This window comes from Streptomyces sp. NPDC053750 (genome assembly GCF_044544295.1).
In the GTDB taxonomy this organism is placed as follows: domain Bacteria; phylum Actinomycetota; class Actinomycetes; order Streptomycetales; family Streptomycetaceae; genus Streptomyces.
Window position 1 is genome coordinate 290,982 of record NZ_JBITXB010000004.1, and the last position, 14,301, is coordinate 305,282.

The 14,301-nt window shown below is 75.9% G+C and carries 13 protein-coding genes; 7 read left to right on the forward strand and 6 right to left on the reverse strand.

Annotated elements, in window-relative coordinates; translation table 11 throughout:
- Positions 1-129: 129 nt before the first annotated feature.
- A complete protein-coding gene (locus ACIGO6_RS14060) occupies positions 130-1,758 on the forward strand; it encodes a right-handed parallel beta-helix repeat-containing protein (RefSeq protein WP_399875335.1) in 1,629 nt (542 codons plus the stop codon).
- Positions 1,759-1,905: 147 nt separating this feature from the next.
- Positions 1,906-2,403: an FxLYD domain-containing protein gene (locus ACIGO6_RS14065; protein WP_399875336.1), complete on the forward strand. Its 498-nt coding sequence runs from the start codon at positions 1,906-1,908 to the stop codon at positions 2,401-2,403.
- 34 nt (positions 2,404-2,437) lie between these two features.
- Here the strand turns inward: ACIGO6_RS14065 and ACIGO6_RS14070 are convergent, their stop codons facing one another.
- Both ACIGO6_RS14070 and ACIGO6_RS14075 read right to left on the reverse strand, forming a co-directional pair.
- Positions 2,438-4,108 (reverse strand): alpha-amylase family glycosyl hydrolase, encoded by a 1,671-nt coding sequence (locus ACIGO6_RS14070; RefSeq protein ID WP_399875338.1) that lies wholly within the window; start codon positions 4,106-4,108, stop codon positions 2,438-2,440.
- 104 nt (positions 4,109-4,212) lie between these two features.
- Positions 4,213-5,193: a nucleoside hydrolase gene (locus ACIGO6_RS14075; RefSeq protein ID WP_399875339.1), complete on the reverse strand. Its 981-nt coding sequence runs from the start codon at positions 5,191-5,193 to the stop codon at positions 4,213-4,215.
- A 231-nt stretch (positions 5,194-5,424) separates the two neighbouring features.
- On the opposite strand from ACIGO6_RS14075, the gene ACIGO6_RS14080 reads away from it, so the two are divergent.
- On the forward strand, positions 5,425-6,225 hold the full coding sequence (locus tag ACIGO6_RS14080) for a hypothetical protein (RefSeq protein ID WP_399875341.1): 801 nt from the start codon (positions 5,425-5,427) through the stop codon (positions 6,223-6,225).
- 394 nt (positions 6,226-6,619) lie between these two features.
- On the opposite strand, the gene ACIGO6_RS14085 is transcribed toward ACIGO6_RS14080, so the two are convergent.
- Positions 6,620-7,339: a GAF and ANTAR domain-containing protein gene (locus ACIGO6_RS14085; RefSeq protein ID WP_399875343.1), complete on the reverse strand. Its 720-nt coding sequence runs from the start codon at positions 7,337-7,339 to the stop codon at positions 6,620-6,622.
- A 140-nt stretch (positions 7,340-7,479) separates the two neighbouring features.
- Positions 7,480-8,829: a helix-turn-helix domain-containing protein gene (locus ACIGO6_RS14090; protein WP_399875344.1), complete on the reverse strand. Its 1,350-nt coding sequence runs from the start codon at positions 8,827-8,829 to the stop codon at positions 7,480-7,482.
- Positions 8,830-8,922: 93 nt separating this feature from the next.
- Between ACIGO6_RS14090 and ACIGO6_RS14095 the strand changes: the two genes are divergently transcribed.
- Entirely contained in the window at positions 8,923-9,213 is a 291-nt protein-coding gene (locus tag ACIGO6_RS14095; RefSeq protein WP_399875346.1) for a hypothetical protein, read from the forward strand.
- On the opposite strand, the gene ACIGO6_RS14100 is transcribed toward ACIGO6_RS14095, so the two are convergent.
- Both ACIGO6_RS14100 and ACIGO6_RS14105 read right to left on the reverse strand, forming a co-directional pair.
- Complete coding sequence (locus tag ACIGO6_RS14100; protein ID WP_399875348.1) at positions 9,210-10,289, reverse strand: hypothetical protein; 1,080 nt, start codon at positions 10,287-10,289, stop codon at positions 9,210-9,212. The genes ACIGO6_RS14095 and ACIGO6_RS14100 overlap by 4 nt on opposite strands.
- Before the next feature lie 70 nt (positions 10,290-10,359).
- Positions 10,360-11,538, reverse strand: a complete 1,179-nt coding sequence (locus ACIGO6_RS14105) for a PP2C family protein-serine/threonine phosphatase (protein WP_399875846.1) — start codon at positions 11,536-11,538, stop codon at positions 10,360-10,362.
- Positions 11,539-11,665: 127 nt separating this feature from the next.
- Between ACIGO6_RS14105 and ACIGO6_RS14110 the strand changes: the two genes are divergently transcribed.
- The 3 genes from ACIGO6_RS14110 to ACIGO6_RS14120 all read left to right on the forward strand — a co-directional run bounded on the left by ACIGO6_RS14110 (position 11,666) and on the right by ACIGO6_RS14120 (position 14,290).
- Positions 11,666-12,145 (forward strand): hypothetical protein, encoded by a 480-nt coding sequence (locus ACIGO6_RS14110; RefSeq protein ID WP_399875350.1) that lies wholly within the window; start codon positions 11,666-11,668, stop codon positions 12,143-12,145.
- Between the two features lie 130 nt (positions 12,146-12,275).
- Positions 12,276-13,175 carry a hypothetical protein gene (locus ACIGO6_RS14115; RefSeq protein ID WP_399875352.1) on the forward strand — a complete coding sequence of 300 codons (900 nt, stop codon included), beginning with the start codon at positions 12,276-12,278 and terminating at the stop codon, positions 13,173-13,175.
- 107 nt (positions 13,176-13,282) lie between these two features.
- The gene (locus tag ACIGO6_RS14120; protein WP_399875353.1) at positions 13,283-14,290 is read left to right on the forward strand and encodes an endonuclease/exonuclease/phosphatase family protein; all 1,008 of its coding nucleotides are present in this window, start codon (positions 13,283-13,285) and stop codon (positions 14,288-14,290) included.
- The last annotated feature ends 11 nt before the right edge of the window (positions 14,291-14,301 follow it).

Sequence of the window (14,301 nt, forward strand, 5' to 3'; positions counted from 1 at the left end):
TAAAGCGCACGAAATGTCCGAGTGGCCTCGCGGCGGTGATTGAGAGGAGTCGCCGACTGGTACCCGGACGGCACAGGGGCGGTACCGGCGCCCGGCCGCCCGTGTGTCGCCGACGGAAGGAGCGCCCGTATGACCGCGCCATTGACGGTCGACGCCCGTGCGTACGGCCTGGTCGGGGACGGTGTCACCGACGACGGGCCGGCGCTGCAGAAGCTGGTGGACGCGCTGGGCGACGCCACCGCGCAGGACGGGCGCCCGCGCACGGTGCGCGTACCCGCCGGGCGGTACGTGGTCCGGGACCGCCCGGTGCTCTGGCGCAGCGGCGTCTCGCTGATCGGCGCCGGACGCGGCGTCACCTGCTTCGCCCTCGCCAATCCGGGCGCCCCCACGCAGCCGGTGCCGCTGGCCTGGTTCACCACCGCCCAGCACGGCGCCGGTCGGGACAACCACATCGCCGACGTCACCTTCGCCCACTTCGAGATCGACGGCTCGCAGGTGGAGACCGAGGAGTACGAGGTGCTGGCCAAGGGGCTCGGCCTGCAGTACGTGCTGCGCGGGCGCTTCACCGACCTGTACATCCACGACACCGCCGCCACCGGTTTCGGGTGCGACTTCCTCCAGGACACCGTCGTCGAGGGCGTGCTGGCCGAGCGGTGCGGACGGCAGGACCCCGGCGAGGACATGGGTGGCGCGGGCATCGGCATCGGGGTCGGCGGCTGGGGGCCGGTGGAACGGCTGGCGGTGACCGACTGCACCGCGATCGGCAACGGCACCAACGGCATCTTCCTCGAACTCCAGCAGGACCACTGGGCCCCGCCCCGCGGCATCCGCCTCACCGCCTGCCACACCGAGGACAACCGCTACGGTATCTCCGACTGGGGCGCCGACGGCCTCCTGGTCACCGCCTGCACGATGGTCGGCAACCACGTCGCCGGGTTCGACGTGTCGGCGCAGGGCACGACGAGCGTCGGAGGGCGCGGCGGCATCGTCACCGGGTGCGTGATCGACGGCAACGTGGGGGACGGGATCGCGCTCGGCAACACCCCGGGGCCGTACGCCTTCCGCGGCAACCGCGTCAGCGGCAACGGCCGGTACGGCTACTGGCAGCACAACCTGGCCGGCGGCGACCAGGAGCCCGCCACGGACATCGTCCTGGAGTCCAACGACATCAGCGGCAACGCCCTGGACGGCATCCGCGTCGACGCCCCGCTGCACGAGCCGGCGATCTTCGGCAACCGCGTCCGCGGCAACGGCCGACGTGCCGCACCGGGGACGGAAGGGTCCGGTGCGGGCGTCCACTGCGGGCCGCTCTCCCTGACCGACGAGCAGGCCGACTGGCCCCCGGGCGGCCACCGCGGCAAGCGGCTGACGGTCGTCGGCGACGCGAACGCCGAGGTCACCGCCGTGGTCACCGGCAACACTGCCACCGAACTCACCCTCGCCCCCGAACGACCCGGCGCCCGGACGGCCTGGCCCGACGGCACCCCCGCGCCGGGCACCGCCTACCGCCTCCCGGACGCCCCCGCCCCGCGCACCGGCCTCACCGCGGCCGCGGCGGTGACCCATCCGTACGTCCACGGCAACCGCGTCCGGGACGACGGCCACCCCCGCACCCAGACCCACGCCCTGTGGATCGCGCCCGAGGCCACCTGGACCGGCGGCCGGGTCTCCGGCAACGACTTCAGCGGCAACGCCTCGGCGGCCACCCGCTTCGACTCGGTCCCGAGCGGCGGCCGCTGGCGCGACAACGACGGCTGACGGGCCAGCCGAGATCGGCAGAGCAGGGGAACCGACATCGAGGTAAATTCATCCATATGATCCGGGTCGGTTGAGGCCCCCCGCCCCGGGATTCGCTCCCGGGGCGGGCCCGGACAGACGCGTACTCACCAGGTCTCTGGAGGCGACATGGCCGGTCACCGGGTGCGGGGGGCGATCGGTGGGGTGGTGCTGGCGGGCGCCGTGCTGGCCGGGTGCTCGAACGGCGACGAGGGGGACACGCCGCCGGACGCCGCCGACTCGGCGGCCAGCCGGGCCGCGTCCGCCGCCTCCTCACTGGCGTCCGAGGGCACCGACGCCCTGGCGTCGGCGACGGCGGAGGCCGGACGGTGGCTGGCGGAGATCCAGGAGGGCACCGACGTCAAGGACGACGTGACGGCGGGCCGTCCGGAGACCGACGCAGACGGACGGACCACGACCGAGATCACCGTCCGCAACACGGCCGACTCGACGAAGTCCTTCGCGGTGCAGGTGAACTACACGGACGCCGACGGCTCCACGTTCGACACGGTCGTCGTCACCGTCGCCGACGTCCCCGCCGGCGAGTCCGGCCGGGCCACCGCCCGCAGCACCCACGACCTGTCCGGGGACGTACGCGCGGTGGTGGCCCGGGCCGTGCGGTACTGACGCCGGACGGCCCGGACAACCGGAGAGTCGTCGCCTAGCGCCCCAGCCACGCCGTGGTGTCCGGCCCCAGCCGGCCGTCCTCCAGGGGCGCGCTGCTCAGCAGCACCTCCCCCGCCGGCAGACCGACCGTCGTGCCGGACAGATTGGTGACGCAGCGCCAGCCGTCCGAACGGTCGAACTGGAGGACCCCCGGCGGCACGTCGTCCGCCCAGGTCAGCGACTCGCCGTCCAGGAGCTTGCGGCGCAGCCGCAGGGCGGTGCGGTACAGCTCCAGGGTCGAGCCCGCGACCCCGTCCTGGGCCTGCACGGAGTACGCGGCGAACCCCGGCGGCTGCGGCAGCCAGGCACCGCCCGCCCCGAAGCCGTACGAGGGCCCGGTCGTCGTCCACGGCAGCGGCACCCGGCACCCGTCGCGGCCCTTGCGGACGTGCCCGGTCTGCTCCCAGATCGGGTCCTGGAGGACCTCGGTGGGCAGGTCGGCCACCTCGGGCAGGCCGAGCTCCTCGCCCTGGTAGACGTACGCCGAGCCGGGCAGCGCCAGCATCAGCAGCGTCGCCGCGCGGGCCCGGCGCAGGCCGGCCGCCTCGTCGGCGGCCGGTGCGTGGCCGCCGGACAGCAGCCAGGCGTCGGTGTCGGTGCCCGGTGGCAGGACCAGGCGGGAGGCGTGGCGGATCACGTCGTGGTTGGACAGCACCCAGGTCGCCGAGGCGCCGACGGCGTGGGCGTCGGCGAGGGAGCCGGTGATGATCTCGCGCAGGGCGGCCGCGTCCCAGCCGCCCTGGAGGTACTCGAAGTTGAAGGCCTGGCCCAGTTCGTCCGGGCGGGCGTACAGCGCGCGCCGGGCGCCCGGGACCCAGGCCTCGGCGACCGCCGTCCTGGGTGGGCTGTAGGCGTCGAGGATCTTGCGCCAGTCGCGGTAGACCTCGTGGACGTCGTCCCGGTCGTAGAAGGGGTGGGTGCCGGGGGCGAGGTCCGCGAGCGCGGCCTCGCTGCTCAGCTCGGGGGCGCCGAGGTCGCGCAGTGGCTCGGTCAGGTCCTTGACGAGGGCGTGCGCCACGTCGACGCGGAAGCCGTCGACGCCCCGGTCGCACCAGAACTTCAGCGTGGTGCGGAAGTCGGCGCGGATCTGCTCGTTCTCCCAGTTCAGGTCGGGCTGCTGGGGTGCGAACAGGTGCAGGTACCACTGTCCGTCCGGCACCCGCTGCCAGGCGCTGCCGCCGAAGACGGACTGCCAGTCGGTGGGCGGCAGTTCGCCCTGCTCGCCGCGGCCGTCGCGGAAGACGTAGCGGTCGCGGGCGGCCGATCCGGGGCCCGCCTCCAGGGCCTCGCGGAACCACGGGTGGCGGTGCGAGGTGTGGTTGGGGACCACGTCGACGATCACCTTCAGGCCGAGGCGGTGGGCCTCGCCGACCATGGCGTCGAAGTCGTCCAGGGTGCCCAGGCGGGGGTCGACGTCGCGGTGGTCGTCGACGTCGTAGCCGCCGTCGGCGAGCTCGGAGGGGTAGAACGGGCTGAGCCACAGGGCGTCGACGCCCAGGGCGGCCAGGTGGGTCAGGCGCTGGGTGATGCCCCGCAGGTCACCGAGCCCGTCGCCGTCGGCGTCGGCGAAGCTGCGGGGATAGACCTGGTAGATGACGGCCTGCCGCCACCAGTTGGGGTCCCTGGACGACAGGTCGGGCGCGCTGGTGGTGCTGCGTACGGTCACGCGGTCTCCTTCGCGATGCGTGCGGGCGACACGAATAGATCTGTCCACATCACCCGAAAAGTGAACACGCGGGGCGAGCGACGCGCCGTCTCCTATGCCTCCTTCTATGCGCCCTTGTGTTCGACCGCGCTCAGGTACAGCTCCACGTACCGCGCCACGTCCACGTCCAGTCCCACGTCCACCAGCGGCTGCTCGCGCATGCCGCCGTGGAGTTCGGCCTCGCCGACGCGGGCGCGGCGGTCGACGAGGGTCTGGCCGCGGGCCGGCCCGGGGGCCAGGCAGACCTCGACGGGCAGCCGGTGCGTGGTCAGGCCCGCCGGGTCGATCACCGCGCAGACCGCGCCCGCGTCGCCGAGGCCGCCGCCGGGGTCCGACTCCTCGGTGGCGGGGCCGCGGTGGGCGAGCAGCTCACCGGCGAGCCGCGTGCCGGGCTCGGTGCTCGCCCGCAGCCGCCGCACGTCCGGCCCCGGCACGATCACCCGCTGGAAGACGTCCAGCCCGTACATCGTGATCGGCACTCCGGCGGTGAGCAGGATCGCCGCTGCCTCCGGGTCGTGCCAGACGTTGAACTCGGCGACCGGCGTCGCGTTGCCGGTGGCCACCGCGCCGCCCATGAAGACGATCCGCTCGATGTTGCCGGTGACCTCGGGGTGGGTGCGCAGCAGCAGGGCGATGTTGGTCGCCGGGGCGGTGGGGATCAGGGTGACCGGACGCGGGGAGGCCAGGATCTCCCGGCGCAGCAGCGTCACCGCGTCCACGTCGACGGGGGCGCGGGTGGGGGCGGGCAGGCCGAGGTCGCCCATGCCGTCGTGGCCGTGCACGTGCCGGGCGGTGCGCACGGCCTCGATCAGCGGGCGTTCGGCACCGCGGGCGACGGGGACGTCGGGGGCGCCGGCCTGCTCCAGCACGGTGAGCGTGTTCCGTACGACCCCCTCCACGTCGGTGTTCCCGGCCACGCAGGTGACCGCGCGCAGGTCGAGCGCCGGGTGGCGGACCGCCAGGAGCAGGGCCAGGGCGTCGTCGATGCCGGTGTCGCAGTCGATGATCACCGGGATGGGCTGCGGCTGGTCGGAGGCGGTCGTCACGGCGGGGGCTCCTCGGGCTTCGGGGGTGCGCCGGTGACCCTACGCGGGCTCGGCCGGATCCCCACAGCTCGCAGCCGCGCGCCCGTGCTCCACCCATCGGGTGGGCGGCCGTGCCCGGCGGCTCACCCGGACGGCTCCGCGCGCTGGTGGCGGGGCGGGTGGGGTGGTGCCGTGGAGGTCATGAGCGGTCCGAACGGCGCCGGCCGCACCGGTTCCCCAGGAGGCAGCCCGATGCAGCACGCCCCCGCCGCCGCGCGTCCCCTCCTCGCCGCCCGTGCCCTCCTCGCGTCCGTCGTCTCGGCGGCGCTGGCGCTGACGGTGGCCGCCTGTTCCGCCGGCGGGCGGGAGGCGGACGGGCCGGCCGGCACCGCGCCGGTGACCGAGGCGCAGTCCCCGGCCGCGCTGCCGTCACCGACCCTGCCGCCGGTGCTCACGCAGGCGCAGGCGCGGGCAGCCCTGATCACGGAGGCCGACCTGGGGGAGGGGTGGGGGCCGACGCGGGGCGCGGGGACCTGGCGGGACGAGGTACTCAAGGCCACCGCCGAGGAGCCCGACTGCCGGCGGCTGCTGGACGTCCTCTACACCGAGGAGCTCTTCGGTGCCGCCACCGCCCCCCGCGCCACGGCCGCCCTGGACGACACGGCCGGCGGGGCCCAGCTGCACTACCGGATCACCTCGCACCGCGCGGCCGACATCGACCGGGCGCTGACCTGGCTCGCGGCGCTGCCCGACCGGTGCGGCCGGTTCACGGCACGGGCGGCCGGCGGTGCGGAGCGGGACGTCCGGGTCGCCGAGCTGACGCTGCCGGACGCGGGGGACGCGGGGGACGCCCGGGAGGGCCTGCGGGTGACGGTGCGTGCCGAGGACGCCGTCCTCACCGTGGACCTCGTCGCGGTGCGGGTCGGCGACGACGCGGTCACCCTCACCCACGGCGGCCTCGGCGCCCCGGCCGCCGACACCACCCGGGCAGCCACCGAGACCGGCACCCATCGGCTCACCGAGGTACGGCGACAGGGACGGGCGCAGGTCTGATCGGCGGGGAGGTCTGGTCGGCGCAGGTCTGGTCGGCGCGGGGGTTCGGTCGGCGCGGAGGTTCGGTCGGCGCGGGTTCGACGGCGCGGGTCCGACCGGCGCGCAGGTCCGGTCGGCGCGGAGGTTCGGTCGGCGCGGGTTCGACGGCGCAGGTCCGGTCGGCGCACAGGTCCGACAGCGCAGGCCTGATCGGCGCACGTTCGACGGCGCGGGTCCGACCGGCGCTCAGGTCCGGTCGGCGCACAGGTCCGACATCGCAGGGTTGATCGGCGCACGTTCGACAGCGCGGGTCCGACCGGCACGCAGGTCCGGTCGGCGCACAGGTCCGACCGGCGCGCAGGTCCGACATCGCAGGCCTGATCGACGCGCAGGTGAGACGCGCCGGGGCTGCGTCCTAGTCGTCGCGGGTGAAGCGGCGGCGGTGGGCGAGCACGTCGCGGGCCACGGCGTAGGCGGTGCGGCCGTGGGCGAACGCGTCGGCGCGCAGGCGGGCCAGGGCCTCGTCGGCGCCGACACCCAGCTGGGCCATGATCATGCCCACGGCCTGGTGGACCTCGTCGTGGGCGCCGGCGAGGTCGTTCAGCCAGGACTCCTCCCCGCGCGGCAGCGCCACCACCGCCACCGTCATCACGCCGGCCACCAGCCGTGCCGTGCGCAACTGCGGGCCGGTCAGTCCGCCGGGGGCGTCGCGGTAGAGGTCGAGGGTGCCCAGACACGCCGTGTCGCTGCCCAGCGGCAGCGCGTAGACCGCCCGGACGCCGACGGCCGTCGCCTGCTGCGCGAAGACGGGCCAGCGGCCGGCGTCGGCACCGCCCGCCAGATCGCAGGCGAGCACCGGGGCGCCCGACTCGGCGGCGCTCAAACAGGGACCGGCGCCGAGGGTGGCCTGGATCTCCGCCAGGTACGTCGCCCGCGCACCGCTGGCGCACAGCCGGACCGGGACGCCCTCGCCGCGCAGCGACGCGCTCGCGCCGGTCACCGGCAGCAGCCGTACCACCGTCTCGCACAGCCGCCCCGGCACCTCGCCGGGCGGGACGCCCCGCACCTCCTCGGCGATCACCTCGGCGGCGCGGGTCCCGTCCGTGGGCCACCGGGGTTCGTCGCTGGGCCGCACGCGCACCGCCTCCTTCCTCACGCGGCGGGGAGGGGCTCGACTACCCGTGCCCGAACCGGGGAAACCCGGGCGGACGGCGGACGGCCACCACCGGGGCTCCGGCGCTGCTCCCTCCGAGTACCGGGCCGGGTGCCGGTCTTCTACAGCGGCGGCTGTGCGGGCGCCGGGCCGAGAGTGGTGGTGCCGGGGGCCGTGCGGTGCCCGAGGCCGGTGCGGTACGCGTCCAGGGCCGCCTCCACCCGCCCGGTGCGGCGCAGCAGGTCGCCCAGCAGGCGGCACAGGTCGGCCAGGTCGCCGGCCGCGCCCGCCCGCTCCAGCAGGCTCAGCGCGCGGACGTAGTGCTCCTCGGCGGCCTCGGTGTCGCGGGCGTCCTCGGCGATGATGCCGAGCAGTCGGTGCGCGCCCGCGGCGTGCACGGCGCCGCGTTCCGAGGAGAGGTCGTCCAGCACCCCGTGGAGCAGCTCGGCGGCCTCGTCGGACTTGCCGCGCCGGTGCAATACGTCGGCCAGCTCGACGGCGACCTGGCTGCTGTAGAGGGCGGCGCGGGTGGCGGAGAGCATGCCGAGGGCCTCCCGCATCTCCTCCTCGGCGCGGGACAGTTCGCCGTTCTGGGCGCAGACGTAGCCGCGCATCCAGTGGCAGTTGGCCAGCTCGGTACGGAGTTGCAGCGTGCGGTACAGCTCGGCCGCCTTGGCCAGCGAGGCGTCGGCCTCGGCGAGGCGGCCCTCGGCGAGCAGGGTGCGGGCGACGGAGCGGTGCATGCGGGCCACCAGCGCGGGGTCGCCGGCGCTGGGGGCGAGGGAGAGGGCGAGCTCGGCGGCCTGGGCGGCGCGCGCATGCGCCCCCATGTCCATGTACGGGCCGATGGCGCTGGCGTAGAGCAGCAGCAGCGCGTCGGGGTCGTGCAGGCCGCCGCGGTTGAGCTCGTCGAGGGTGGTCTCCAGGAGGTAGACCGCGTACCGGAGTTCACCGGCGAGGTAGTGGGCGAGGGCGCGTCCGCGCAGGGCCGGGACGCGGGCCGGCAACGGGGCCCCGGCGTCGGTGAGGCACTCCTCGGCCTGTTCGAAGTAGCGGCGGCCGGTGACCAGTTCGCCGGTCTCCACCGCGCACTCCCCGAGCCCCAGCAGCGCGGCGGCCCGCTCCTCGGCCAGCTCGTACGCCTCCGCCTCGGCGAGCAGCCCGGCGTACTGCCCGGCCGCCTGTTCGGCGCCGTCGGTGGCGAGCGTGCGCCGCGCCTCGGTGAGCCGGAGCCGCAGGTCGGTGGCGAGCCGCGCCGGACGCCCGGTCACCAGCTCCTCGTACCCGACGCCGAGCCGGGTGGCGAGATGCCGCAGCGCCTCGTCGGAGGGGCGCACACGGCCGGCCTCGAGGGTGGAGATGTAGGCGGGTGTGTACGCCGGTTCCGCGAGCTGGCGTTGGGTCATCCCGCGCTCGGCCCGCAGTCGCTGCACCCGGCGCCCGATGGCCTCCCGGTCGTCACGGTCCCCCACTGCCAACTCCCCCTGTGGCTCTTGCCGTTCGACTCCCACGGCTCTAGGTTAAACCGCGGATTAAGCGCACTTAACGACGCGAGAGAACAGCGCTTGACGACAGCGCTTGACGCCCCCGATCCCCCAGAGGACGCCGTGCCCGACCGCACCCGCACCGCCGAACGCTACGCCAGGGCCCTCGCCGCCGCCCTCGCGGCCGTGGCAGCCCTGGTCCTGGCCGCCAACACCGGCCCGGCGCGGGCGACGGACGAGCAGCGGACGGGCGGGGACGAACGGGTGGCGGAGAACGTGGGCGACACCAGGGGCGTGGGGGACTTGGGGGGCGTGAGGGGCGTGAGCGGCCATGTGCCGGAGCCTCCGTCGGGCTTCGAGGTGCCGGGCTAGCCCTGGGTCTGCAAGCGGCTCAGCTCGCGCCGGACGTGGTCCAGGGCGCCCTCGCGCGAGCCGGGTACCCGGCCGCGCAGCGCGGCGAGGGCCGCGCCCAGTTCCCGGGCCTGCCCGGCGTCGCGCACGCGGCCCCACTGGTGGTGGGCCCGGTCGACGGCCGCCTCCACGGCGGGGGCCTGCGGTGGCTGGCCGGCGCCCAGCCGGACCTCGGCCACCGTCAGCCAGGCGCGGCAGCTGCGCGCCGGATCGCCCGCGAACATCGCCAGGTCGGCCCGGACCTCCGTCCAGTGCAGCGCGTCCTCGGAGGCGGCCCCGTGCGCGTGGACGGCGGCCAGCTCGTGCCGGGCGGCGAGGGCGTCGGCGTCCGCGTGCCGACCGGACCGCACGGCGTCGGCGATGACGGCGTGCGGGTCGCCCGCCGCCGGGCCCGGCACCGTCAGCACCAGGTCCGCGGCGGTCGACGCCCCGCTCGCCGCGGCGTCGGCCGCGGCGCGGGCCAGCGCCTGCTGGTGCAGTTGGTCCGGCGGCGGCCGGTGCCCGCTGCGCAGGACCGTCGCGATGCCGCGCAGGTAGGCCGGGGCCGCCACCGTCCGCCGCGCGGGCGGCGGGGCGATGCGACCGTGAACGGCGTTGTTGCGCCCGCAGTCCAGCGGGTGCGTCCGCAGCCACTCCCAGGTCTCCCGGTCGGCGTGCAGGTCGAGCAGCAGCGTCGTCGCGCCGCTCGGCCGCAGCCGCAGTTCCTCGCGGATCCAGTGCCAGGGCAGGGCGGTGTACCGGACGGTGGCCGGTGTCGTGCGGGCCAGCGCCAGATGCGGCAGGCGCTGGCGCCGGTCCAGCTGGAGCTGACCGGCGACGTAGACGGTCAGCGGCCCGGGGGCCGCCGCGGCGGCGCGCAGCCGGGTGAGGACGGCCTGCGGCTCCAGCGGGTCGGCCAGCTCGACGACGTTCGCCGTGTCGGTGCCGGACAGCACGGCGGGCGGCACGGCCGCGAGCACGGGGAGCACGGAGGCGGCGTCCACCAGACGCCCCCTGCCCACGGGCGACGCCGCGAGCAGCAGCACGGTTCCGGGCATGGCCCCTGTCCCTCCCCCTGTCGATCACGTACGGCAGCACGGTAACCGCTGCGGCTGCAAAGCGGGGCACTCAGTCGCCCGAGGACCGGCCCCGTCGCCGTACCGCGAACACCGTGGTGTCGTCCTCCAGCCGCCCCCGGCAGTGCCGCAGCGTGCCGTCCCGGACGAGCGCCGCCAGCCGCGCAGGCGCGGCACCGGCGGGGTCGGCGGCGACGGCCCGGGCGACCTCCTCGGCGTGCCGGTAGAAGCATCCGTCGGGGTCGCGGGCCTCGGTCACCCCGTCGGTGACCACCAGCAGCGTCTCGTCCTCGGCGAGATCCAGCCGGTGCACCGACACGGACGGGCCGGGGACGAGGTCGCCCATGCCCAGCGGCAGCCCGCCGATGGCCGGCAGGGACCGTACGCCGCCCGGGCCGACCGCCAGCGGGGGTTCGTGACCGAAGACGACGGCGTGCACGGCGTCGGGCAGGTCCGGGTGGAAGCCGACGAGCACGGCGGTGGCGAAGCGGTCGCCGTCGGACCGGCCGAGCGCCGCGGTGTGCCCGCGGTGGCGCAGCATGCGGGTCTCCAGGCGCTCGGCGACCGTCGCGAGGTCCGGCTCGTGGTAGCCGGCCTCCCGGAAGGTGCTCAGCAGCGCGGCGGCCGTCTCCACCGCGCCCAGCCCCTTGCCCTGCACGTCGCCGACGAGGACGCGGGTGCCGTGCGGGCCGGGCTGGATGTCGTAGAAGTCGCCGCCGACCCGGGCCTCGCTGTCCGAGGAGAGGTAGACGGCGGCGTGCTCGAGACCGCCGAAGCCGGGCGGGAGCGGACGCAGCACCGTGCGGCGGGTGGTGTCGGCGATGTCCCGCATGTGCAGCATGCGCTGCTCGCCGCCGACCCGGACCGCGGCGGCGACCACGGCGATGAATCCGCCGAGGAGGACGAGGAACAGGCCGGGCAGACCGGTCTCCTCACGGTGCTGCCAGACGGTGTCGGCGAGGACGTAGACGACGAGCGCGAGCCCGGCGAGCACGGCCGTGCTCCACACCCCGCAGATGGCGGCCGCGACGCCGGGCACGAGCACGGTCCAGGAGATGATCTGGAAGGCTCCGGTGGTGATGTCGGCCGCGGTGATGCAGACGAGCAGCGTCAGGGGGAACACCCACGCGACGCTGTGGCCGCGGACGCTGAGCAACTGGTGCCGGGCCACGGCATCGCCGTGGCCGGCGGCGTGGACGAGCCGGCCGAGCAGCCGCCACCGGCCACGCACCGGCCTGCGGACACGACCCCTCACGGCCCCAGCGAAGCACGCGCCCTCGCGGCCCGCATCCTGACTTGCCGGGCGGCCCGCCGAGGTGTGCCCTGGTAGTCGGGGGCGAGGCGAGAGGAGTGCGCTCATGGCTCACGCGGTACCTACACCGACACCGACGGGCGGCACGCCCACCGGGACGCGCACACCCGGCCGCCGTACGACGCCGGAACTCCCCGACGTCTTCGGCGAGCGGACCCACCTGGTGGCGAGGTGGGCGGGGCCCCTCGCGATCGGGCTGGTCTACGGCTACTGGGCCGCGTCCATCCGCCGCCACGGCGGCCCCGTCACCGGCTGGAACCTGCTGTTCGGCTTCCTGACCGTGCTCGCGTTCTTCGTCCTGTACGCCGTGGTCCGGGCGGTGGCCCAGCGGCTGCCGCGCGAAGGACACGCGGTGCTGTGGGGCGCGTTCGCGGGCAGCGCCCTGGGGTTCCTGTACGCGCAGAGCGGCGTGGCCGTGTTCACCTGCGTCGTCGTGTCCCTGCTGCTCGCGGCGGCGGTCTTCGCGACGTTGTTCTACCGCTACTACACGCACGAGGACGACGCGACGGGCGACCGCGCCACCTGACCACCCCCCGCATCCCCCACCCCGACGCGCGCGGTCGGGCACCCGTTCGGCTCGGCGTGGGGGGCCATATGCAGTCACGCCGGTCGCCCCGGCGGGGGCCGGGGCCTTGGCTGGGAGGGTGTCCCCACGTGTGCGCAGCGCCCTGTCGACCCTCCTGATCGCCCTCGCCTGCCTGCTGCTCGCCCCGTGCGGCACGCTGGCGGCCTGGGCGGCGTACGGGCTGGCCGACACCGGACGGTACGCCGCCGCCATGGCGCCGCTCGCGGACGATCCGGACGTACGGAACGCGGTCGCCGCCTCGGTGGGCGACGGGGTCATGGCCGAGGTCTCCGCCCCCGCGAGCGGCACCGTGCGGCAGTTCGTGCAGGACGCGGCCCGCTCGTTCACCCGGACCGAGGCCTTCCGCGAGGGCTGGGACGCGGCCAACCGGACCGTGCACGACGCCGTACTGCGCGCCCTGCGCGACGACCGTTCCGGCAGCCGCGCGGTCACCGTCGACCTGGCCCCCGTCACCGACCGGGTCAAGGAGCAGCTCGCCGACGACAACGTGCCCTTCGCACGGAGCATCCCGGTCCCGCACACCGCGGTCACCGTGCTCCCGGCCCGCGAGGTGGACCGGCTCAGGAAGGGCTACCACGTGCTCGACGTGGCCGCCGTCTGGCTGCCGCTGGCGGCCGTCGTCTTCGCGGTCACCGGCATCGCCGTCGCCGCGTGCCGCCGGCGCGCGGTCACGGCCACCGGGATCGGCACGGCGCTCGGCGGTGCGCTGCTCGCCCTCGCCGTCGTGGCCGGCCGCCGGCTCACCCTCGCCGAACTGCCCGGCGCGGTGGACGGCCCGGCCGCGGGCGCCGTCTACGACGCCCTGACCGGCACCCTGCGCACGGCCTCCTGGCTGCTGGTCGGCCTCGGCCTCACGGTCGCCCTGGCCTCCTGGCTCACCGGCCGGTACGGCCCGCCGCGCCACCGCCGCACACCCGCGCGGCCCGCCGCCGACCCGGGACCGCCCCGGCGGACACGCACCCGGTTCTGAGGGGGCCCTCGCAACTTTCCGCCCGTGGATCCCGTCCTTGAGGGAGGATTCGGGCATCGCAGAGGCAGGCAGCGCGCAGCGCGCACCCGTGAGCGGAGGGCCGGGACGTGGACACCGACACGGCGACCGTCGAGTGGACGGACACCCGCGGCCGGCCGGGTGCCCGCGGCGCCGGGCGACGGTTCGGGGCCTGGTGCGCGGGGCTGCTCTTCGCCGGGGTGAGCGTGGTCGTCGGCTGCCGGGTCGCCGACAGCGACGGCATCACGCCGGTGCCGCAGCTGCTCGCCTTCCTGCCGTGGCTGCTCGTGCCGACCGGCGCCGGGCTGCTGCTGACGCTGCTCGCCCGGTGGTGGACCGGGGCGGTCTGGGGCGTCGCGCTGCTCGGACTGCTGGCGTGGTTCATCGAGCCGTACGGCACGACCGGCGAGCCCACCGGGCCGCCCGTCGCCGAGGTGCGCGTGCTGACCTCGAACGTCGAGTTCGGACGGGGCACCGACGCGCTGATCGCGGCCGTACGCCGCGAGAAGCCGGACCTCGTCTTCGTCCAGGAGTGCGAGTACAGCTGCGACGCCGCGCTGCGTCGCGCCCTCGCCGCCCACTACCCCCACCGGGAGGCCGTCGAGGGCGGCGGGTCCGAGGGGTCCGTCATCCTCAGCGCCTTCCCGCTGGAGCCCGCCCCCGGCGTCCCCGGCACCATGGGCATGCCCGGCGCCGTCGCCGACGTGCGCGGCCACGCCGTACGGCTCCAGCTCGCCCACCCGATGCCGCCGCTGCCGGACCAGGTCGGCCTGTGGCGCGAGGAGCTGGGCGTGCTGCGCGACGCCGCCGCCGGGGCCGACGGCACCCCGGTCGTCCTCGCCGGCGACTTCAACGCCTCCCAGGACCACGCCGCCTTCCGCCGCATCCTCGACACGGGGCTGCGCGACGCGGCCCGGCTGGCCGGGGACGACCGGACGGCCACCTGGCCGGCCCGGACCGCCCCGGCGTTCGGCGTGCAGATCGACCACGTCCTGGTGTCGGAGGAGTTCGCCGCGCACGACGCCCGGTTCCTGGACCTGGCCGACACCGATCACCGGGCGCTGGTCGTCGACCTCACGCTGCACGGGGCCGGCTGACACCGGCCCCG